This is a genomic window from Sphingomonas qomolangmaensis (genome assembly GCF_024496245.1).
Taxonomy (GTDB): domain Bacteria; phylum Pseudomonadota; class Alphaproteobacteria; order Sphingomonadales; family Sphingomonadaceae; genus Sphingomonas; species Sphingomonas qomolangmaensis.
The window spans coordinates 1,151,979-1,172,500 of the sequence record NZ_CP101740.1; the positions used below are offsets into that span (position 1 = coordinate 1,151,979).

The 20,522-nt window shown below is 64.7% G+C and carries 13 protein-coding genes, 1 tRNA gene and 2 rRNA genes (1 of these 16 only partly in view); 8 read left to right on the forward strand and 8 right to left on the reverse strand.

Annotated features, from left to right (window positions below; translation table 11 throughout):
* Positions 1-428 precede the first annotated feature (428 nt).
* A complete protein-coding gene (locus NMP03_RS05505; RefSeq protein ID WP_256507506.1) occupies positions 429-3,764 on the reverse strand; it encodes a TonB-dependent receptor in 3,336 nt (1,111 codons plus the stop codon).
* A gap of 355 nt (positions 3,765-4,119) precedes the next feature.
* On the opposite strand from NMP03_RS05505, the gene NMP03_RS05510 reads away from it, so the two are divergent.
* The 3 genes from NMP03_RS05510 to NMP03_RS05520 are packed head-to-tail and all read left to right on the forward strand — an operon-like array spanning position 4,120 to position 8,656.
* Entirely contained in the window at positions 4,120-5,652 is a 1,533-nt protein-coding gene (locus NMP03_RS05510) for a tryptophan halogenase family protein (RefSeq protein ID WP_256507507.1), read from the forward strand.
* Between the two features lie 8 nt (positions 5,653-5,660).
* Complete coding sequence (locus NMP03_RS05515) at positions 5,661-7,148, forward strand: tryptophan 7-halogenase (RefSeq protein WP_256507508.1); 1,488 nt, start codon at positions 5,661-5,663, stop codon at positions 7,146-7,148.
* Complete coding sequence (locus tag NMP03_RS05520; protein WP_256507509.1) at positions 7,145-8,656, forward strand: tryptophan halogenase family protein; 1,512 nt, start codon at positions 7,145-7,147, stop codon at positions 8,654-8,656. The genes NMP03_RS05515 and NMP03_RS05520 overlap by 4 nt, the downstream gene beginning before the upstream one ends.
* 56 nt (positions 8,657-8,712) lie before the next feature.
* Here NMP03_RS05520 and NMP03_RS05525 read toward each other — a convergent pair whose 3' ends face one another.
* The 4 genes from NMP03_RS05525 to NMP03_RS05540 form a co-directional block, all read right to left on the reverse strand.
* Positions 8,713-10,389, reverse strand: coding sequence for a GMC oxidoreductase (locus tag NMP03_RS05525; RefSeq protein WP_256507510.1), 1,677 nt, complete (start codon positions 10,387-10,389; stop codon positions 8,713-8,715).
* Positions 10,390-10,459: 70 nt separating this feature from the next.
* Positions 10,460-11,020, reverse strand: coding sequence for a gluconate 2-dehydrogenase subunit 3 family protein (locus NMP03_RS05530; protein WP_256507511.1), 561 nt, complete (start codon positions 11,018-11,020; stop codon positions 10,460-10,462).
* A gap of 299 nt (positions 11,021-11,319) precedes the next feature.
* Positions 11,320-12,135, reverse strand: a complete 816-nt coding sequence (locus tag NMP03_RS05535) for an IclR family transcriptional regulator domain-containing protein (RefSeq protein ID WP_256507512.1) — start codon at positions 12,133-12,135, stop codon at positions 11,320-11,322.
* A 51-nt stretch (positions 12,136-12,186) separates the two neighbouring features.
* A complete protein-coding gene (locus NMP03_RS05540) occupies positions 12,187-13,335 on the reverse strand; it encodes a CaiB/BaiF CoA transferase family protein (protein ID WP_256507513.1) in 1,149 nt (382 codons plus the stop codon).
* A gap of 113 nt (positions 13,336-13,448) precedes the next feature.
* Here NMP03_RS05540 and NMP03_RS05545 point away from each other — a divergent pair, with 113 nt between their 5' ends.
* The 5 genes from NMP03_RS05545 (at position 13,449) to NMP03_RS05565 (ending at position 19,424) form a co-directional block, all read left to right on the forward strand.
* A complete protein-coding gene (locus NMP03_RS05545; RefSeq protein ID WP_256507514.1) occupies positions 13,449-14,237 on the forward strand; it encodes a citryl-CoA lyase in 789 nt (262 codons plus the stop codon).
* A 363-nt stretch (positions 14,238-14,600) separates the two neighbouring features.
* Positions 14,601-16,793 carry a TonB-dependent receptor gene (locus tag NMP03_RS05550; protein ID WP_256507515.1) on the forward strand — a complete coding sequence of 731 codons (2,193 nt, stop codon included), beginning with the start codon at positions 14,601-14,603 and terminating at the stop codon, positions 16,791-16,793.
* A gap of 29 nt (positions 16,794-16,822) precedes the next feature.
* The gene (locus NMP03_RS05555; protein WP_256507516.1) at positions 16,823-17,374 is read left to right on the forward strand and encodes a VOC family protein; all 552 of its coding nucleotides are present in this window, start codon (positions 16,823-16,825) and stop codon (positions 17,372-17,374) included.
* A complete protein-coding gene (locus tag NMP03_RS05560) occupies positions 17,343-18,170 on the forward strand; it encodes an alpha/beta fold hydrolase (protein ID WP_256507517.1) in 828 nt (275 codons plus the stop codon). Before NMP03_RS05555 ends, NMP03_RS05560 begins: the two co-directional genes overlap by 32 nt.
* Positions 18,171-18,287: 117 nt before the next feature.
* A complete protein-coding gene (locus NMP03_RS05565; protein WP_256507518.1) occupies positions 18,288-19,424 on the forward strand; it encodes a cobalamin-independent methionine synthase II family protein in 1,137 nt (378 codons plus the stop codon).
* A gap of 100 nt (positions 19,425-19,524) precedes the next feature.
* Here the strand turns inward: NMP03_RS05565 and NMP03_RS05570 are convergent.
* The 3 genes from NMP03_RS05570 to NMP03_RS05580 all read right to left on the reverse strand — a co-directional run.
* Positions 19,525-19,601 (reverse strand) — tRNA-Met (locus NMP03_RS05570).
* Between the two features lie 95 nt (positions 19,602-19,696).
* Positions 19,697-19,811 (reverse strand): 5S ribosomal RNA (rrf, locus tag NMP03_RS05575).
* Between the two features lie 105 nt (positions 19,812-19,916).
* Positions 19,917-20,522: ribosomal RNA gene (locus tag NMP03_RS05580) — 23S ribosomal RNA — on the reverse strand (it continues 2,187 nt past the right edge of the window).

Below are 20,522 nucleotides of genomic sequence, written 5' to 3' on the forward strand. Positions count from 1 at the left end.
TTCACGCGCTATCGACCTCCAGCATCGGGATTGCGCGATCAACGCGCGACAATCAACGATGGCGTCTAGGAAAGCGACGTCGCCGACACGTCGATAGCGTCGAGTCGCACAAGGCCGGTGGCTCGGAAGGCTACAAAAGCTACACTACGTCCCCCCCCCGGAATGCCCCCTGCCCCGGGATCGAAACGCGATACCAGTGGAGCGTGGCACACACATGGGCATCTGCCGAGGATAGCAAAGCCGGTGCTTGTAGGACAGCGATGCGGCGGCGGGGAGCGCCGACGCGGGAGCCGGGCGCAAATAGGAACAACCCCCGTCGCTGAGGCGACGGGGGTTGTTCTGCAGTGTCAGCCTTTGGCGGGTGGCGATAGGTCAGCGATCGCCGCCCACCGAACGCCCCCGTCAAGGTTGGCGTCTGCCTACCTCGATTACATCCGCCACAGCGCGCCGAGCACGATACGGCGATCGTTCAGGAAGCTGAACCGGTCGTACAGCTGCCCGCTTTCGTCGATATAGGAGCGCGCCTTGCTCTTGGTGTCGAGGATGTTCGCGATCGACCCGCGGATCTGGAACTGGCCGATGTTGAACTTCAGCGACGCGTCGAGGAACCCTGCAGCCGAGTTATAGATCGGGTTGCCGGTGACGTAATCGCGATAGGTGGTCAGATATTCCGACCGCCAGTTATACGCCAGTCGCGCCTCGACCACCTTGTTCTGGTAGATCGCAACGGCGTTGGCGATATGCTTCGACTGTCCCAGCAGATCGTCGACGCCGAAACGGAACACCGTCGTCAGATCATCGGGGTTGCCATCGCCATCGGCATCGGCGCCATTACCCGGCGGTGTCGTCGATGCGTCGATGTAGGTGTAGTTCGCCTGGACGCCGAAATTCTTCAACACACCCGGCAGGAAGTCGAAGAATTGCTGATAGCCAATTTCGACGCCCTTGATCGTCGCCTTGGCCTGGTTAACCGGGCCGTTGTAGATGATATTCACCTGCTGCCCGTCGAGCGTCGTGGTGCCGAGCGGCAGATCGCCATTGGTGATGATGTTCGAGAGATCTTTGTAGAACCCCGAGACCGACAGATACCCGCCCGGGAAATACCATTCATACGACGCGTCGAAGCTATCGGCAGTCGTCGGTTTCAGGAACGGGTTGCCGCGGCTGACGCGGATTTCGCCGACGCTGATGTTCTGCGCACCACGATCGATCCCGAACAGCGGATCGGTTTCCGCGACCGGGTCGAAATTCAGCCGGTTGGTGGTGACGACATATTCCTGCGACGATCGCAGATCCTGGACGTTCGGACGGCTGAGGCCCTTGCTGTAGGCAAAGCGCAGCAGCATTTCGCGGTTCAGGTTCCACTTCAGGTTGAACGACGGCAGCCAGCGCTCATCGCTTTGGTTGATGCTGGTGGGGACTGCGGCCTGTGCGGCATAGGCCACTGCTTCAGGCGCAAAATCGGCGATGTCGTCGCGGCTTTCCGCATCATCGGTCCGCGTACGCACGCCATTGGTGACGGGTAGCGTCTGGATATCGGCGACAAACGGGCGGAACGCCTGGAAGCCGTTCGAAGTCAGCGTGGTCTTGACGTATCGGACGCCGAAATTGCCGTCGAGCGACATGCCGTTGTCGAATTCCTGCTTGAAATCGATCCGGGCATAGGCGTTCCAGGTCTTTTCGTCGATGTCCGATGTATCTTCGGGCCGGAACGTCGCGCGACCGAACCGCGAGCCATCGGCTTCGCCGCGCGGAACCCAGTTATAGTTGGTGCCGAGTTGCGGCTCGCCAGCGATGTAGTTGCGGAAATTTTCATAGCTCGACAACAGGTTCTCGTTCACGAACACGAACTCATTGTTCGAGCCGTTGACGACGCCGCCGCGGAAGAAATCGCCGAACGGTACCGCTTCGAAGCCTGCTGCAGGATCCTGCATCGTGCCCGCCACGGCGAACCCGCCACGGCCGTCCCATGCCGGTGCCATCGAGCCCCAGTTGAGCGCCATTTCGGAGTTGACCTGACTGCGCTCCGAATAGCGCGCACCGAACTTCACGCTGTCGAACCAGCTGGCCAGCCCGTCGCCGCCCGAAACGTCGTAATCAAAGTCGGCCCGGAGTGCGTACAATTCGCCGGTGCCTTCCTGGAACTGATCGGCAACGAATTGCCAGGTCGAGCCGTTGAAGTCGCCCGTGCTGGTCGCCTGCGGAATGCGAACGCCCTCGACAACATCAGGCGTCGCCGGATCATCATTATCGCCGGTGAAGCGGGTCTGGTTCCCGTTGAATCCGGTTGCCGGATTGACGAAGAACTGGATCTGCGGGTTGTCGAGATCGTGCTGGATCTGCCAATCCAGATAGGTGTTCATCCCGCCCCAGATTTGCCGCTGGCGGGCACTGGCCTTGGTATATTGACCATCGAGGGTCACCTTAAGGCGATCGGAGGCATCCCATTTCAGGTTGAGGCTGTAATCCTCGGTGGTCGCTTCCTCGATCTTGCCGATGCCGAGCGACCCGACGGGCGAACCGATCGCGCCGGTATAGTCATCGATCCTGCTGGTGACGAAACCCGACTTCATCAGGCCACCACCAACGGGGATCAGCGTTTCGCAGTCGCCGGGGTTGTTCGGGAAGCCGCCGGGGCCGCTGCACATCGCGGTGCCGGCCGAGCCCCAACCGGTATCGAGAACAAGATCGCGGACGCCAGCGCGCGTGCCGGTGTCATGCTCGGGGAACCATTCGAAGGTGCGCTCGATGCTGTCGATGGTATTTTCGGCGCGGATATATTTCGCGGTCAACTGCAGCCGGTCGTTCTTCCACTGACCCGCGAAATAATAGCTCTCGCGGTCACGATCGACGTCGTTGGTGCGCAGCTGGAAACCGGGCGTGATACCGACGATGTTCGAGGCATCGACGCCGGCGAACTCGCTGAGCTTGTTGGCGCCCGTGAGCAACGACTCGGGCACGTTCCCGTTGGCATCGAGCACGCGCGGCATCGGCGCGTTCTGCTGCCAGCCGTTGATTCGCGAATCGAGCTTCGAACGCGAATAGGAAGCGACGAAGCCGACATCGCCGATCGGGGTCGACCAGCGATTGCCGCCGGTGACGCTGATCTGCGGCGACCATTCCTTGCGGAGGTCCGAATAGGTGACGTCGCCCGCCACCACCAACAGCCCGCCGGGACGGTCGAAGGGTTCGAGCGTGCGCAGGTTGATCGTGCCGCCGATGCCACCTTCGATCAGGTCGGCGCTCTGGTTCTTGTACACGTCGACGCCACCGATCAGCTCGGGGGGAATGCTCGAAAAGTCGAGTGAGCGGCCGCCATTGGCGCTGAACGCGTCGCGACCGTTGAACTCAGACCGCACGAAGCTCAGGCCGCGAACAAGGTTGCCGCGTCCCTCGGGCGAAGGAAAGTCGGGGCTCGCGCCGCCGGTGGGGAAACGCGAGATGGTGACGCCGGGAATGCGGCCGAGCGCTTCGGCAACCGAAAGATCGGGAAGCGTCGCGATGTCCGACGCCGACAGCGAATCGACGAAGGTCGATGCATTGCGCTTGATCTCTTTGGCCGATTCGAGCGCGCCGCGAATACCGGTAACGATGATTTCGCGTTCTTCGCCAGCGGGCGCTTCGGCCTGCTGCTCGCCTTCGGGATCGGAGCCTGCCGTCTGTGCCGATGCTGCCGCAGGATATAGCGCCAAGGTCAGCGCCGACGTCGCCAAGAGCAAGCGCTTGGCCGACCACGAAAGATTCGGAATCGCATTCTTCTTCACAGTGCACCCCCTCTTCATAAGACCGGTCGCCCGGCCCCGATTTCCCCGCCCGTTCCGGATCGTTTTGAACGCCGCGCCTTACACGCTGGCGCTCGCGATTTCTCGTCGGGCGACGACTCGGATAACTCAGACTTAACATCCAAGCAAGATAGACAACGCGGACCAATCGGTCCGATTGACATCACCCAAGCCGTCCGCTTTTGTCGACCTCGATTTGGACGCCTGCGTCGATGCGGGCGCTGCGGACAATTAGGATCGCGTTAGCGCATAGCGGCCGTCATCTCGAACGGCACAGCGCGGGTCCGGAGGAGATGTTATCGATGACCGCCCCTGCGCCTGCACCGACCCTGTGATCATGCGTGAACCTATGATTCGGCGCGTATGCATCGTCGGCGGTGGGACGGCGGGCTGGATGACCGCGGCGGCGTTGGCGAACAAGCTCAACGGGCTGTCGATCGCGGTCACGCTGATCGAATCGTCCGAAATCGGCACCGTCGGGGTCGGCGAAGCCACGCTTCCGCATATCCGTGCCTTCAACAAGACGCTCGGCATCGACGAGCGCGACCTGATGCGCGCGACCGAAGCCACCTTCAAGCTCGGCATCGAATTTCGCGACTGGGGCAAGATCGGCGACCGCTATATCCACCCGTTCGGTGATTACGGCCCCGCGGTGAACGGCGTGCCCTTCTACCATCACTGGCTGCGGCTCAAGAGCCTGGGCGACACCTCGCGGCTCGACGATTATTCGTTTCCGATCGTCGCCGCCGAGCAGAACCGGTTTCGCCATCCGGCCGCCGAGCATGATCGAATCGAATCGACCTTTGGCTATGCCTATCAGTTCGATGCGTCGCTCTATGCCGCGTTCCTGCGCCGCTATGCCGAGGCCAATGGCGTCACGCGCCTCGAAGGCAAGATCGTCGATACCGCGCTCGACGGCGAGAGCGGGCATGTTCGCAGCGTGACGCTGGCCGACGGGCGCGAGGTCAGCGCCGACCTCTTCGTCGATTGTTCGGGGTTTCGCGGGCTGCTGATCGAAGGCGCGCTGGCGTCGGGCTATGACGACTGGAGCCACTGGCTGCCGTGTAACCGCGCGGTTGCCGTGCCGACCGCAAGCGCCGGGCCGCTCGGCCCCTACACGCGCGCGACAGCGCGCACCGCGGGGTGGCAGTGGCGAATCCCGCTGCAGCACCGCGTGGGGAACGGCCATGTCTATTGCAGCAGCTTCATCAGCGACGACGACGCGACCCGCCAGCTGGTCGAGAATCTCGATGCGCCGATGCAGGCCGAACCACGCCAGTTGCGCTTCACCACCGGGCGGCGGCGCGATTTCTGGAAGGCCAATGTCGTCGCGATCGGGCTGGCGGGCGGGTTTCTCGAACCACTCGAATCGACATCGATCCACCTGATCCAGGACGGCATCACCGAATTGCTGGCGCTGTTCCCCGACCGCGGCTTCGATGCGTCGGACATCGTCGAATATAACCGCCGCATGAGCCTGCACTACGAGCGGGTGCGCGATTTCCTGCTGCTGCACTATGTCGCGACGCAGCGCGACGATAGCGAGATGTGGCGTCATTTCCGCGCGCTGACGCTGCCCGATAGCCTGCGCGAGAAGATCGAAGCGTGGCAGACGCGCGCCTATGTCGTGCCCTATGAATTCGGGCTGTTCCTGCCGCCGAGCTGGGTGGCGGTGATGCTGGGGCAAAATCTGATGCCGACGGGTTATGATCCGCGCGCGCGATCGATGGGCGACAATGCGTTGGCCGCGCGTGCCAGCGCGATCCGCCAAGAGGTGGCGGCGGCGGTACGCGGCACCCCCGACCACGCCGACTATATCCGTCGCTCGGCTGCGGCGGGCAGCCTGGCGCAGCGTGCACCCGCGGCGTAGGATCAGCGATGCAACGCCCGTCTGATTTCGCCGAACCGATCGGCCACATCCTCATCTGCGGGGGTGGCCTCGCCGCGCACATGACTGCCGCAGCGCTCGCCCGGCAACTGCCAGCCGCTACCCGGATCACCCTCGCCGCGATCTGCGACACCGCCAGCAGCGACCTGTTCTACGGGACGGTGTCGGCGCCGCTGGCCTATGCCTTCAACCTCGCCGCGGGGGTCGACGAACCAGCATTGGTGCAGCGCAGCGACACCGGCTTTTCGTGGGGCACACGTTATACCCAATGGGGCGGCGATCGCGCATGGACCCAATGCTTCGCGCTGCCCTTTCCGATCCTCGATGGCGTGCAGTTCCACCAATATCTGGCGTCGAGCGGGGTCGGTCCGATCGAGCCCTTCCTGGTCTCGGCGCGCGCGGCGCAGCGGGGGGCGTTCGCGCATCCGCCGCGTGGCCCCGGCGAGACCGGCCAGCACCCGCTCGCCCGTGCCGACTACGCCTATCAGTTCGATCCTGCGTCCTATTCACGGCTGTTCGCCGGGGTGATTCCCGCCGATCGGGTCGAACGGATCACGGGTGAGCTCGACGATGTAGCGACCGACGCTGCCGCGATCACCGGCGTTCGGCTGCGCGACGGGCGCGTGCTGACCGCCGACCTTTATATCGACTGCACCGGCACCGATGCTTTGCTGCTCTCGCGCCTGGTTCCCGAGATCGACGGCACGCGCCGCATCGGAATCGCGGCGAGCGACGCCGCACCTGCGCAGCCCGACGCGCCGCTGCGCACCGTCACTGCTGCGCCCTATGGCTGGATGAGCGACACCCCGCTGCGCGGGCGGGTAAGGCGCACCAGCGTCTTTGACCTAGCGCAGACCGGCGAAGCAATGGCAGCGCATCGCAGCGGGGCCGAAATCACCGGCGAAGCAACGTTGGGCGCAAGGCGCGAGGCGTGGAGCGGCAATTGCGTCGGCATCGGTCACGCGGCCGCGGTGGTCGAACCGCTTACCCCCGCGCCGCTGATGCTGCTCGAGCGCGATATCGAGCGGCTGTTGGCGCTGTTGCCCAACGCCGGCGGCATGGCGGTCGAACGCGCCGAATATAACCGCCGCTTCGGCGAGGATCACACCCACGCCGCGCTGTTCACCCGCGCGCTGTTCGAAGCCGATGGCTTGCCCGACACCCCCTATTGGCGGGCGGCGCGCGCCGCACCGATGCCGCCCAAGCTGGAGCACAAGATCGGCATGTTCGAAAGCCGCGGCGTGCTGGTCGCCTATGACCTCGAACCCTTTCACCCCGAGGACTGGACGATCCTGCATCTGGGCATGGGCCGCCGGCCGGCCCGGCACGACCGGCTGGCCGACCGCGCCGACCCCGCGCGCGTCAAACAGTTCCTCGCCAAGACCCGACACGACATCGAACAGGTCGTCGCGAAGATGCCCGCCAGCGCTACCTATCGTGCGCAACTCGAACACTATCTGGAGCGCAGCCCACGATGACCCAGCAACCGCTTTTGCGGCGGATCGTGATCGTCGGCGGCGGATCGGCGGGGTGGATGACCGCGGCTGCGCTATCGAGCCTGCTCGATCCCAAGGAAGTGACGATCACATTGGTCGAATCCGACGCGATCGGCACCGTCGGCGTCGGCGAGGCGACGATCCCCGACATCCTCGCCTTCAACCGGATGCTCGGGGTCAACGAAGCCGAATTCATGGCGGCGACGCAGGCGACGTTCAAGCTGGGGATCGAGTTCGTCGATTGGGGGCGGCGCGGCGATAGCTATATCCATCCCTTTGGCCAGCATGGCGTCGACATGCAGGGGATCGATTTCCACCAATATTGGCTGCGCAGCCGCGCCGATGGCGATCGGCACCCGATCGAGGCGTATAGCCAGTGCGCCGTCGCGGCGAAGGCGGGCCGCTTCGCACTGCCCGATCCCAACCCACGATCGGTGCTGTCGCACGTCCGCTACGCCTATCATTTCGACGCGACGCTCTATGCCAAGTTCCTGCGCCGCTATGCCGAGGCGCGCGGCGTCCGCCGGGTCGAGGGGATCGTCCGAAACGTTCGGCTTCGCCCCGAAGACGGGTTCATCGAAGGCATCGACCTTGGCGACGAGCGCGTCATCGAGGGTGACTTCTTCTTCGACTGCACCGGCTTTCGCGCGCTGCTGGCGGGGGAGACGCTGGGGGTCGGCTTCGTCGACTGGAGCCATTGGCTGCCCTGCGATCGCGCGCTGGCGGTGCCGAGCGAGCATCTGGGGCCGCCCGCGCCCTATACCCGATCGACCGCGAAGACGGCGGGGTGGCAATGGCGAATCCCGACGCAGCGGCGCGTCGGCAACGGCCATATCTATTCGAGCGCATTCATGGGCGACGACGTCGCGACCGCCACGCTGCTCGAGAGGGTCGAGGGCAAGCCGCTCGCCGATCCGCGCCAGATCCGCTTCCGCGCCGGATGCCGCGAAGCGTTCTGGACGCGCAACTGCATCGCGATCGGGCTGGCCGCCGGATTTCTCGAACCGCTCGAATCGACCTCGATCTATCTGATCCAGGAGGGCATCAGCCGCTTCATCTCGCTATTCCCGCGCGCGGCGATCCCCGACATCCTCCGCACCGAATATAACCGCCACATGCGCACCGAATTCGAGCAGGTGCGCGACTTCATCATCCTGCATTATTGCGCGACCGAGCGCGACGACAGCGACTTCTGGAACTACTGCCGCACGATGCCGGTGCCCGACACGCTGACGCACAAGATCGAGCTGTTCCGCGAGACCGGGCGGGTGTTCCGCTACAACGAGGAATTGTTCGCGCGGCCGAGCTGGGTCGCGGTGATGCTGGGGCAGCGGATCATGCCCGAAACGTGCGACCCGATCGTCGCCACGCTCCCCGCCGCCGACATCGCGCGCAGCCTGGGGTCGATGCGCAGCGCGATGGCGGCGGCAGCCGAGCAGATGCCGACGCACGAGCGCTTCATCGCCGGCTACTGCCCCGCCGCAGCCTGACGGCGCGGCGCCGCAGCACCCCGCCCGCCCGACCGAGCGGCCTTAGCCGGCGATGATCAGATTACGCCGGCCTTCATCTGCTTGACCGCATGGTCGGCGGCGCGCGCGGTCATCGCCATGAAGGTGAGCGACGGGTTGACGCACGACACCGACGCCATCATCGCGCCGTCGGTGACGAACAGGTTGGGGGCGTCGTGCGCCTGGTTCCATTCGTTGAGCACCGACGTGCCGGGATCTCGGCCCATGCGCGCGCCGCCCATTTCGTGGATCGCTTCGCCCGGCACATGCTTGCCGCGGTAGCTGTTGACGTTCTTCAGCCCCGCCTGGCGCAGCATGATCATCCCCTGTTCCTGCGCATCGTCCATCATCTTGATCTCGTTGTCGCGGAAGGTGACGTCGAAGCGCAGCAGCGGGGTGCCGAAGCGATCGGTCTTGCAGAAGTTCAGCATCACGCGATTGTCGTCATAGGGCAGGCATTCGCCGAACGCGCCCATGTTGAAGCGCCATGGGCCATATTCGCGCATGCCGTGCTTCATCGATGCGCCGAAGCCTTCGGGTGTCGAGGCCTGGCGTCCCGCCCCGCCCTGATAGCCATAGCCGCGCTTGAAGGGCAGCTCCTCCTGCTCGAGGTTGCGGAAGCGCGGGACATAGACGCCGCCGGGACGCCGGCCATATTCGACATAATCGGTCATTCCCGGGATTTCGCCCGAGACGTTCACGCGGAAGATATGGTCCATCACCGCGCTGCCGAGCGCGCCGTTCGAGTGGAAATAGCTCCGCTCGCTGTCGGCGGGGCGAGAGTTGAGCAGCACGTGGAGCGAGCTCATCGCCGAGGCGCATAGGAACACCATCCGCGCGTCAATGACCTCGATCTTGCCGGTATTGGCGTCGGCCAGCCGGACGCCGGTCACGCGCTTGCGCGCCGGGTCGTATTCGATGTTGGTCGCCCAGGCATCGGCGCGCACCGTCAGCCGCCCGGTTGCGCGCGCGGCGGGGAGCGTGACCGCCTGGGTCGAGAAATAGGCGCCGAAGCTGCAGCCGCGATGGCATTGCGCGCGGTTCTGGCACTTCGCGCGGCCCTGGTCGGGCTTGTCCTCGGTGATGTTGCTCAGCCGGGTGTTGATCAGCTTGCGCCCGGGGAATTCGCCCTCGAGCCGCCCTTTGAGCCATTGCTCGGCGATGTTCATCGGCACCGGCGGCATGAATTCGCTGTCGGGCAGATAGGGCAAGTTCTCGCGGCCGCCCGACACGCCGATATATTTCTCGACATAGCTGTACCAGGGCGCGACGTCGTCATAGCGGATCGGCCAATCGGTACCGATGCCCTCAAGCTTGTTGGCCTCGAAATCATTCGGGCCCCAGCGGAAGCTCCAGCGCCCCCAGGTCAGCGACTTGCCGCCGACCACCGACGGACGGACCCAGTTGAACTTGTTGGGCGCGTCGTAATCATAGGGGTTGAGGCGGTCGTTGATGAAGAAGGGCCGCGTGCTCGGCGAGACCCAGCCGTTGAGCGCGAAATACTCGCTCTTGGCGATCGCCGCGGGCATCCGGTCGCGCGCTGGAATCTCGAAGGCCGATTTGCCCTCGTACGGATAATCCTCGCCATGCTCGACCATCCGGCCGCGATCGACGAGCAGGACGCGAAGCCCCTTTTCGGTGAGTTCCTTTGCGGCCCAGCCGCCGCTCACGCCTGAGCCGATGACGATTGCGTCGAAGCGATCTGTTGCTGCCATGTTCATTGTCCGCCGGATCGAAGGGTCGGGAAAGGGTGGTTGCGCGCGCGGGCCAAAACCGCTGGATCGCCTAGGACGAGAAGATCTTTTTGACCTTCGCATACGGGTAGGCGCCGTCATATTCGCCGGGGACAGGCAGGTAATGCCGCTCCTGCTTGATGCCGACTTCGGAGGTATAATAGCCGGTGATGACGAGCTGGCGGAACGCCTCGAAGAAGTCCGCCGGGCCCGAAAGGCCGCCGTTCATCGCTAGCGTCAGCAAGGCATCCTGCTGCGCCGGCGTGGCCTGGGCGGCGGGCTTGCGATAATCGGCCATGCTGCGCGCATCGATCGCGGCGAGGCCGCCGAGGATCAGCGCGCGGTCGTCATCGATCGCCCAGTCGCCGAGCATATGCTCGATATAGTCGGGCACGCCCGCGGTGATCGCGCCGGGGGTATCGGTGGTCGGCAGCACGCGCTCGCTGAGCGCGGCGACCAGCGCGCGCTGCGCCGGGGTAAATACCGGCGTGGCGGTCCCGGTGTTGATCACCGGTGCGGGCTGGTTGGCCAAGGCGCGCGCGAGGGGCGCGAACAAGGTCGCGCCGAACATGCCGACCACGCCGGCAAGCGCCGTCCTGCGGTCGATCAGCATGCGTCACCCTGCTGTATGTCGGAAGTGCCCGGGAACGAGCTTGCCCCCGCCAGCGCACGCGCTGCGAGCGAGTGGGCAGGTAACCGCGACAGTAAATTACGCCGCACGACCGCTGCGTACCGATGACCCCCGGTCATTCGCCTCTCCGTATTATTTCGTTATCTGGTCCGAGTTATTCACACGCTGGCGCGACAGTCAATGCCGACGCGGCGAGCATTTCGACATGAATCGAACGTCGGCACACGGCGCTCAGGGGGCGGAGCCTTCGCGAACTTCCCCCAGGGAGGACCAGGCGCGGCTCAGCACCCCGAAAGTAGCGAGTGGATCAACGCCGGCCAGCGCTGCAGCGCCGTCCCTATTTCGCTGGCCGCGCTCCGCAGCAGCGGGAGCCGCGTCTGGACCAGATCCTGCTGCAGGATCCGCGTCGTCGAGGTCGAACAGTTGATCGCGGCGACGATACGGCGCTGGGCATCGAAGACCGGAACCGCGACCGATACCAGGCCATAATCGAGCTCGTCGAGCGCGGTATCATAGCCGTCGCTGCGCGTCCTATCCAACCGTGCCTCGAGCGCCTTGCGCGTCGTCACGGTGTGTTCGGTGAAGCGCGGTAGCGTCGCGTGCTGCCAATAGGCGGCAAGAACCGGGTCGGGCTGGAAGGCGAGCAGCACCTTGCCCAGCGACGTCGCGTGCAGCGGATAGCGCGTCCCCGCGCTCGCGCCCAGCCGGATGGGCCGCGTGGTCGAGACGTGCGCGACATAGAGGATATCGGTCCCCGACAGCACCGCCATCGACGAGCTGTCGCCGGTCTCGTCGCGCACGCGCTGCAGCGAGGGCAGCACGATCTGCTCAAGGTTCATCGACGAGAGATAGCTGTTGGCGAAGGTCAGCACTTCGGCGCGCAACAGGAATTTGCGGCCGTAGCGCGCGATATAGCCGAGCTCGACGAGGGTGTTGAGACAGCGCCGCGCTACCGCCGGGCTGAGGCCGGTGACCTGCGCAACCTCGCTCAGCTGCATTTCGGGATGGGTCACGTCGAATGCCCGCAACACGCGCAGACCGCGCTCGAGCGTCGAGAGATACTCGCTATCCTTGGGCGGCTTTTCGGTGACGGGCATGGCCCGGGTTACCGGCCACACGGGCGCTCGGCAAGCGGCAGGCCGCTCCGATCATTCGACCGCGGCTGCGGGTACGCGTTCGCCGCCGACCATCGCGTTATGCTGGCCGAGCGTCGGCGGCGCCGTCACCGCAAGCATCCGCTCGCCATCGAAGCTGACGGGCGACCGGATCGTTTTGAAGGCGCCGCGCGGGCCGGCCGGATCCTCGACGCACAGCTCGAGGTGGCGGGCCTGCTCGGTCGCGATCACCTCGGGCGGCGAATAGACCGGCGAATGCGGCACTTCGCGCTGTTCGAGGATTTCGCACCAGGCGGTACGCGACCGAGTCGCAAAGAGCGGCGCGAGATACGCGGCGACCTCCTCATAGTTTGCGATGCGCGCGCTGCGGCTGGCGAATTCGGGACGCGCGAGCATGTCGGGTCGCCCGACCGCCGCGGCCAGATTCTCCCAGAATTTGGGCGGCGAGGACATATGCAGCGCGATCCACTCGCCGCCCTGGCACTGAAAGACATAGGATTGCGAGACGTTGGGGCGGCTATAGGGGCCCATCACCTCGCCATCGGCGAAATAATGGGTGAAATCGTCGAGGTTGAAATGCGCCATCGCCTCGAACATCGAAACCTCGACCAGCCTCCCCTGCCCCGTCGTGGCGCGTTCGTGCAGCGCGGCGAGGACGCCGTAACAGCCGTAGAAACCGGTGATCGAATCGGCGAGCGCGGGCCCCACCACGCGCGGATTTGCGGGGTTGACCAGCAGCCGCAGGAACCCGCTCGCCGCTTGCGCCACGGTGTCGAAGGCCGGGCGCGCTGAATCGGGCCCGGTGGCGCCGAACCCCGAGATCGACAGATAGATCAGCCGCGGGTTGATCGCGCGCAGCCGATCGGGATCGACGTTGAGCTTGGGGGTCACGCCAGGCCGGAAATTTTCGATGAACACGTCTGCGTCGGCGATCATCCGGTCGAAGGCGGCAAGGTCATCGGGCAGTCGCGTGTCGAGCGTGACCGAGCGCTTGTTGCGATTATAGGTCTGGAAATGCGGGCTGTAGAAATCGCCCTCGAAGGCGCGGAACGGGTCACCGCCATCGGGCCGTTCGATCTTGATCACATCGGCGCCCATATCGGCGAGCAGCATCCCGGCGGCAGGCCCCGTGATGAAGGTGCCCATTTCGAGCACGGTGACATTGGCGAGCGGCTTGGCCATGCGGTGACTCCAGCGATCAAGGCTTGCAAACTTCGATATACGAATTCATCTTCGTAAATCGAATTTCAGAATGAGCAAGTCGGGCCGTTGGTCTGCACACAAGGACAGGCACGATGCGGATCGGCAAGCAGGACGCGCCCCATACGGCGATTTGCACCTCGGACGCCACGAGCATCACGGTACGCGGGCGCGACCTGTGCGGCGACGTGATCGGCCAGATCGATTTCACCAGCTATTTCTGGCTGCTGGTGACGGGCCAGCCGCCGAGCGAAGCCCAGCGCTTCTTCGCCAACGCGGTACTGGTGGCGATCGCCGAGCACGGGCTGGTGCCGAGCGTCGTCGCCGCGCGGATGACCCTTGCCGCCGCCCCCGAGGCGTTCCAGGGCGCGGTCGCCGCCGGGTTGCTGGGCTGCGGATCGGTCGTGCTGGGAAGCGCCGAGGTGGCCGGGCGGTTCTATGCTCAACTGGTGGCGCAAGCCGCCGAGAGCGGCACCCCCGATGCGGCGGCGCGCGACGGCATCCGCCGCCTGCGCGCCGAAAAGCGCGCGGTGCCGGGCTTCGGCCACCCGCAACATGCCGAAGGCGACCCGCGCGCGCTGCTGCTGCTGGCGCTGGCCGAGGAACATGGCGTCGGCGGCGCGCATGTCGCGATGCTCTACGCGCTGCGCGATGCGCTGCCCGATGCGCTGGGCCGGCCACTGCCGATCAATATTAACGGCGCGATCCCCGCGATCCTGCTCGACCTCGGCTTTCCGCTCGGCGCGCTCAAGGGCATTTCGCTGCTCGCGCGCACCGCAGGCCTGGTCGCGCACCTTTACGAAGAGACCGAACGCCCGATCGGCTTCATCATGTCGGGCGCAGGCGCTGCGGCGATCTCCTATGATGGCGACGAGCGGGTCTAGGCCGCTGGCCCGGCAACCGACCGAGGCAAAGATACGAAGGTCGGCAGCGCACGCAAGGATATAGTCCTGATCGTGCCCAGCAACGGTAAATGACGAGCTTTGGGTCCGACGGGTGCGTGCGCGGCCGCTCGCTTCGTCGGTGCGGGCCGTTGCCGCTTCGGATCGCCCCGGCGTTCGCCACGCGAGCATTCCGAAGACGAAAGCAAAGCCTGCCTTGGGACGAGCCCCATCGTCCCAATGCGCGTAACTTCGCATATCGAACTTGACTTCGAATTGCGAAGCGACCTAGATTTCGCTTGGGAGAATCCAGCGCGTGACCCTCATGTTCAGCTGAGGGGGCGAGCACCTTGGGGGAGGAAATCGATGGTCACAGCGGCATGGACGCGCGCGATGCTGGCAGGCTCTATCTCGGTTACGGCGATAGTCGCGGGATCACCCGCGGCAGCGCAGGACGCGCCGCCCCCCGCCGCCGCCCCCGATACCAACGACATCGTCGTTACCGCGCTTCGCCGCGACACCACCATCCAGGATACCCCGGCGGCGATCACGGTGTTCGACGCCCAGACGATCGAAAACGCCGGCATCGAAAAGCCCGCCGACTTCATCGCGCTGACCTCGAACGTTCAATTGGTCGAGACGCAGAATGCGGGCAACGCGTTCGTCGTCATCCGCGGCATCACCCAGAACCGCAATTCGGAGCCGTCGGTCGCGGTGGTCGTCGACGGCGTGCAACAGGTCAACGCCGCCGAGTTCAGCCAGGAACTGTTCGACATCGAACAGATCGAGGTACTCAAGGGACCGCAGGGCGGCCTCTATGGGCGCAACGCCATCGGTGGCGCGATCGTCATCACCACCAAGCAGCCGACCGATACCCTCGAAGGCCGCTTGATGGCGGGGATCGACAATGGCTTTGGCTACGTCCTGCGCGGCGGATTGAGCGGACCGATCTCGGACACGCTCAAGTTTCGCGTCTCGGCGTCGTGGCGCGACACCGACGGCTACATTCCCAACACCTTCCTCGGCGAGGACGCCGACCCGCTCAGGGATTTCTCGGCGCGCGCCAAATTATTGTGGGAGCCGAGCGCCGATCTCAGCTTCGACCTGCGCGGCTATGTCTCGAAGCTCGAGACCCAGGCCTTCTATTACAACATCGTCAGCGACGTGAACGATGTCAGCCTTCCGGTGCGCGTCAACAATGCCGGGATCGACAATCGCGACATCTATAACGGCTCGCTCAAGATCGATTACACCGCCGATTGGGGCCAGATCCGCTCGGTCACCGCGTACAACAAGGTGAGCGAGATCATCACCGGCGACGCGTTCGATTTCCTGCCGATCCCCGAATCGCTCTTCTTCAATATCCTCGGTTTCGACCTGAACCAGAGCCAGTTCGTCGATGTCTCGGCGATCAGCGAGGATCTGCGCATCTCCTCGCCCGACAAGGCGCGCTTCTCGTGGTCGCTCGGCACCTATCTCATCCGCACCGATCGCTACATCTCGACCGGCAATCTGGTCGATACCGGCAACGGCGTGACGCCGGTCTATCGCACCCCGAGCACCAACCCGCTGAACCCACAGGCGACCTTCCTTGCCGACAGCCAGGATAATTTCGCCTGGGCGGTCTATGCAGGGCTGGGATATGAATTTTCCACCGCATTCCGAGTCGACGCGTCGCTGCGCTACGACCGCGACGAGCGCGAGAACACCACGCTCACCCCGCCCGCCTTCATCCCCGTCGTGACGGGTTTCCCCGCCGGCACCAGCGGCGAAGTGCGCAAAGAGAGCTTTGCGGCGTGGCAGCCCAAGATCACCGCGACGTGGAAGCCGGTCGATACGCTCACGCTCTATGGTGGCTATAGCCGCGGCTTCCGCTCGGGCGGGTTCAACCAGACCGGGGTGGGCGCGGTCGCGGCGGGCACCGGCGTCGTCGGTGTGGGCGACATCTATGAGGCCGAGATCGCCGACACGTTCGAAATCGGCTTCAAGAGCCAGCCGGCGGGCCGGCTGCTGACCTTCAACGGCAGCGTGTATACGACGCGGTCGCGCAACGGCTATTTCTTCGTCTTCCTCGCCGCCAACTCGACGCAGAATCTCGGCAACGTTCCCGAGGTGCAACTCAAGGGGTTCGAGCTCGAATCCGCGCTCCATCCCGCCCCCGGCCTCGACATCAATGTCGCGCTCGGGGTCACCTATTCCGAGATCAAGGAATTTCCCGATCCCGCGGTGATCGGCAACGAAGCCCCCTTCATCTCGCGATCGACCTTCAATCTCGGCGGGCAATATGAAAGCCGGCTCGGCGGCAGCAGCCTCAAGGGCCGGTTGCGCGCCGATTATCGCCGCACCGGACGCACCTGGTTCGACGTCACCAATTCGACCTCGCGCGACCCGGTCGACATCGTCGACACCCGCGTGTCGCTCGACGGCGGCGCGTGGAGCGTGACGGGCTTCGCCGAGAATTTGTTCGACAAGAAATACAATGCCGAATTCTCGCCCGGCGGCTTCGTCTTCAAGGCGCGCCCGCGGATCTACGGGCTCGAGGCAAGCTACAAATTCTGACCGACGCCCCGTTCGATAGGAGCAGATCGATGACCACCGCATTGCCAAGCCGCCTCCACCACACCGCCTATGTCTCGAAGAATCTCGAGGCGACGCGGCATTTCTACGAGGACATTCTCGGCTTCCCGCTCACCGCGACCTGGTGCGAAGAGGAGGAATTGTTCGGCAAGCAGCGCACCTATTGCCACTGCTTCTTCGGCCTGCCCGATGGCAGCGCGATGGCGTTCTTCCAGTTCGCCGACCCCGCCGATCAGGCGGAATTCGGCCCCGATCTGCCCCCCAGCCCGTTCCGCCACCTCGCGCTCGCGGTCGACGAGGCCGCCCAGGCCGAGCTCGAGCGCCGGATCGTCGCCGCCGGAATCCAGCCGCCGGGCACCTACATCCTCGAACATGGCTATTGCCGCTCGGTCTATGTCGTCGACCCCGATGGCATGATCGTCGAATTCACCTGCGACGCCCCCCAGGCCGGCGAGATCAACGCGCTGCGGCTGAAGGACGCACACGCCGAACTCCAACGCTGGCTCGCCGGCGATCATCGGGCCAACAACGATGTTCGGCACATCCTCGAAGGCACGCACTGATCGCGTGATCGCCGACGTGCTCCCGCCCGTGGATGCGATCGCTGTCGACGATGGCGATCTTCATGTCGCGATCGCCGGCGCGGGTATCACGCTCGTGCTGCTGCACGGCTGGACGCTCGATCATCGCTGCTGGCTGCCACAACTGCCGCTCGCCGGGCAGGCGCGGCTGGTATTGCCCGATCGGCGCGGCTGCGGGCGCTCGACCGCGCCGTCCAGGCTGGCGGAGGAATGGCGCGACATCGATCGGCTCGCCGGACGCGAGCGCTTCGTGCTCGTGGGCCTGTCGCAGGGCGCCAGCGTCGCGCTCGATTATGCGCGCCGCCGCCCCGATCGGTTGCGCGCGCTCGTGCTGGTCGGCGCGCCGCTCGCGGCTTTGACGCCGCGCGAAGACGAGGACGAGGCGCTACCCCATGCGCAATACGCCGCGCTCGTCCGCGACGGCGCGATCGCAGCGATGAGGCGCGGTTGGGCCGATCATGTGCTGCTGCGCCGTACGCCGCGCGCCGCCCCGCTCGTCGAGGCAATGCTCGGCGACTATGACGGGCGCGACCTGCTCGCACCGCCGGCACCGATAGCGATCGCCGCCGACGACATCGCCGCGCTGCCGATGCCCGTGCTCGCGATCGTCGGCAGCGACGATACCGCCTGGCGCCGCCGCGTCGCCGACTTCATCGCGGCGACCGCGCCGCAGGGCGAGGTCCGCCGCATCGCCGGCGCCGGCCATCTCTGCAATCTCGACAACCCCGCGCGCTTCAACGCGGTGCTGGCCGACTTCCTTGCTCCCCTCCTCGATTAAGGGCGGTTCCATGTTGCTCCCCAAGACCTTTGCCAGCGCTCGACGCGATCGGCCGACCCAACTCGCCTTCGCTCACTCCGTCGGCAGCAAGCAGGCGATCGTCCGGGCGGGCGTGGCATGAGCGCGGGGCGTTTCCTGACGACGCATGTCGGCAGCCTGCCGCGCCAGGACGATCTGATCGCGCTGATGTTCGCGCGCGAGGAGGGGCTGCCGCTCGATCCCGCCGCGGTCGAGGCGCGGGTCGTCGCGGCGGTCGAGGATGTCGTCGCCCGCCAGACCGCCGCCGGGATCGACGTGATCAACGACGGCGAACAGTCGAAGCCAAGCTATGCAACCTATATCAAGGATCGCCTCAACGGCTTCGGCGGCACCGGCAACAGCTATGTCTTTGCCGATGTCGAGGCGTTCCCCGGAGTGAAGGCGCGCATCGCGGGCGATGCCGGGCGCAAGCATCGCAAGACCCCGGCCTGCAACGCGCCGATCACCGTCAAGGACATGACCGCGGTCGAACGCGACGTGGCGACGCTCACCACCGCGATCGATCGGCACGACGGGCGCCAGGCGTTCCTCAGCGCCGCCTCGCCAGGGGTTACCGCGCTGTTCTTCGCCAACGAATATTACGACAGCGACGAGGAGTATTTGTTCGCGCTCGCCGAGGGGTTGCGCCATGAATATGAGGCGATCGCCGCCGCCGGGATCACGCTGCAGATCGATTGCCCCGATCTCGCGATGGGCCGCCACACCCAGTTCCGCGAGCTCAGCCTGTCGCAATTCCGCGACCGGATGATGCTCAATATCGAGGCACTCAACCGCGCCACCGCCAACATCCCGGTCGAGCAGCTGCGCATGCATATGTGCTGGGGCAATTACCCCGGCCCGCACCATTGCGACGTACCCTTTGACGACATCATCGATCTGGTCTGGCGCGCGCGGCCGCACGCGATCCAGTTCGAGGCAGCCAATCCGCGCCACGCGCACGAATTCGCCATGTTCGAGCGCGGCAGCCTGCCCGAGGGCAAGGTGCTGATCCCCGGCGTGGTCGAATGCCAGTCCAATTATATCGAGCACCCCGAACTGATCGCGCAGCGGATCGGCCGCTATGCCGATCTGGTCGGGCGCGACAATGTCATGGCGGGGGTCGATTGCGGCTTTTCTGTCCATGTCGGCTCGGGCGGGGTCGATCGCGACATCGTCTGGGCCAAGCTCGCGGTGCTCGCCGAAGGCGCGCGGCTGGCGAGCGCTAGATATTGGTAGCGGCCTGTCCAAAGGCGGGGGCCGAGCACCTTTCGACTAAGCCACAAAAACAGCAAAAAAAGTCCGCCGCAGGATGTCCTGGGCGGATGGGGGGGGTGTTTGGTTGCGGGGACAGGATTTGAACCTGTGACCTTCAGGTTATGAGCCTGACGAGCTACCGGGCTGCTCCACCCCGCGCCAAAGACGTTTAGCCGCCCGGCGGTCCTTTTTGGGGACCGGCGGGCGGCATGACATATGAATGGGTTTTTCTCAAAGACAACACCGGCTGCAATGCCTGGCGACGACCTACTCTTCCATCGCTTAGACGATAGTACCATCGGCGCAGTCTGGTTTCACGTTCGAGTTCGAGATGGGATCGAGTGGGTCACAGACGCTATAGCCACCAAGCAATGAAGCCGGTGTAGTCCTTGGGTTTTCAAATCGATGCCCGTGCAAGGCTTGTTGCTTATCATCCACACCTAGACAGCAGCGCTGTCATTGATGGTGGGACTCTTCAAGCGCGAATAGGACAATTAGGACTGGTTAGCTCCATGGATTACTCCACTTCCACATCCAGCCTATCAAGGTCGTGGTCTTCGACCGTCCTGTGAAATCTTATCTCGAGGGAGGCTTCCCGCTTAGATGCTTTCAGCGGTTATCCCGTCCATACATAGCTACCCTGCTGCGCTCCTGGCGGAACGACAGGTACACCAGAGGTATGTTCAACCCGGTCCTCTCGTACTAGGGTCAACTCCTCTCAAATTTCGACGCCCACGGCAGATAGGGACCAAACTGTCTCGCGACGTTCTGAACCCAGCTCACGTACCACTTTAATTGGCGAACAGCCAAACCCTTGGGACCTGCTCCAGCCCCAGGATGTGATGAGCCGACATCGAGGTGCCAAACGATTCCGTCGATATGAGCTCTTGGGAATCATCAGCCTGTTATCCCCGGCGTACCTTTTATCCGTTGAGCGATGGCCCTTCCACGAGGGACCACCGGATCACTATGACCGACTTTCGTCTCTGCTCGACTTGTCAGTCTCGCAGTCAGGCTGGCTTATGCCATTGCACTCTAACAGACGGTTTCCAACCGTCTTGAGCCAACCTTCGCACGCCT

Bases quoted from the DNA above. Each gene is read 5' to 3' on its own strand.
- NMP03_RS05565 (WP_256507518.1), top strand. From the start codon at position 18,288: ATGAGCGCGGGGCGTTTCCTGACGACGCATGTCGGCAGCCTGCCGCGC.
- NMP03_RS05545 (WP_256507514.1), top strand. From the start codon at position 13,449: ATGCGGATCGGCAAGCAGGACGCGCCCCATACGGCGATTTGCACCTCG.
- NMP03_RS05520 (WP_256507509.1), top strand. From the start codon at position 7,145: ATGACCCAGCAACCGCTTTTGCGGCGGATCGTGATCGTCGGCGGCGGA.
- NMP03_RS05535 (WP_256507512.1), bottom strand. From the start codon at position 12,135: ATGCCCGTCACCGAAAAGCCGCCCAAGGATAGCGAGTATCTCTCGACG.
- NMP03_RS05560 (WP_256507517.1), top strand. From the start codon at position 17,343: ATGTTCGGCACATCCTCGAAGGCACGCACTGATCGCGTGATCGCCGAC.
- NMP03_RS05510 (WP_256507507.1), top strand. From the start codon at position 4,120: ATGCGTGAACCTATGATTCGGCGCGTATGCATCGTCGGCGGTGGGACG.
- NMP03_RS05515 (WP_256507508.1), top strand. From the start codon at position 5,661: ATGCAACGCCCGTCTGATTTCGCCGAACCGATCGGCCACATCCTCATC.
- NMP03_RS05550 (WP_256507515.1), top strand. From the start codon at position 14,601: ATGGTCACAGCGGCATGGACGCGCGCGATGCTGGCAGGCTCTATCTCG.
- NMP03_RS05555 (WP_256507516.1), top strand. From the start codon at position 16,823: ATGACCACCGCATTGCCAAGCCGCCTCCACCACACCGCCTATGTCTCG.
- NMP03_RS05540 (WP_256507513.1), bottom strand. From the start codon at position 13,335: ATGGCCAAGCCGCTCGCCAATGTCACCGTGCTCGAAATGGGCACCTTC.
- NMP03_RS05530 (WP_256507511.1), bottom strand. From the start codon at position 11,020: ATGCTGATCGACCGCAGGACGGCGCTTGCCGGCGTGGTCGGCATGTTC.
- NMP03_RS05525 (WP_256507510.1), bottom strand. From the start codon at position 10,389: ATGGCAGCAACAGATCGCTTCGACGCAATCGTCATCGGCTCAGGCGTG.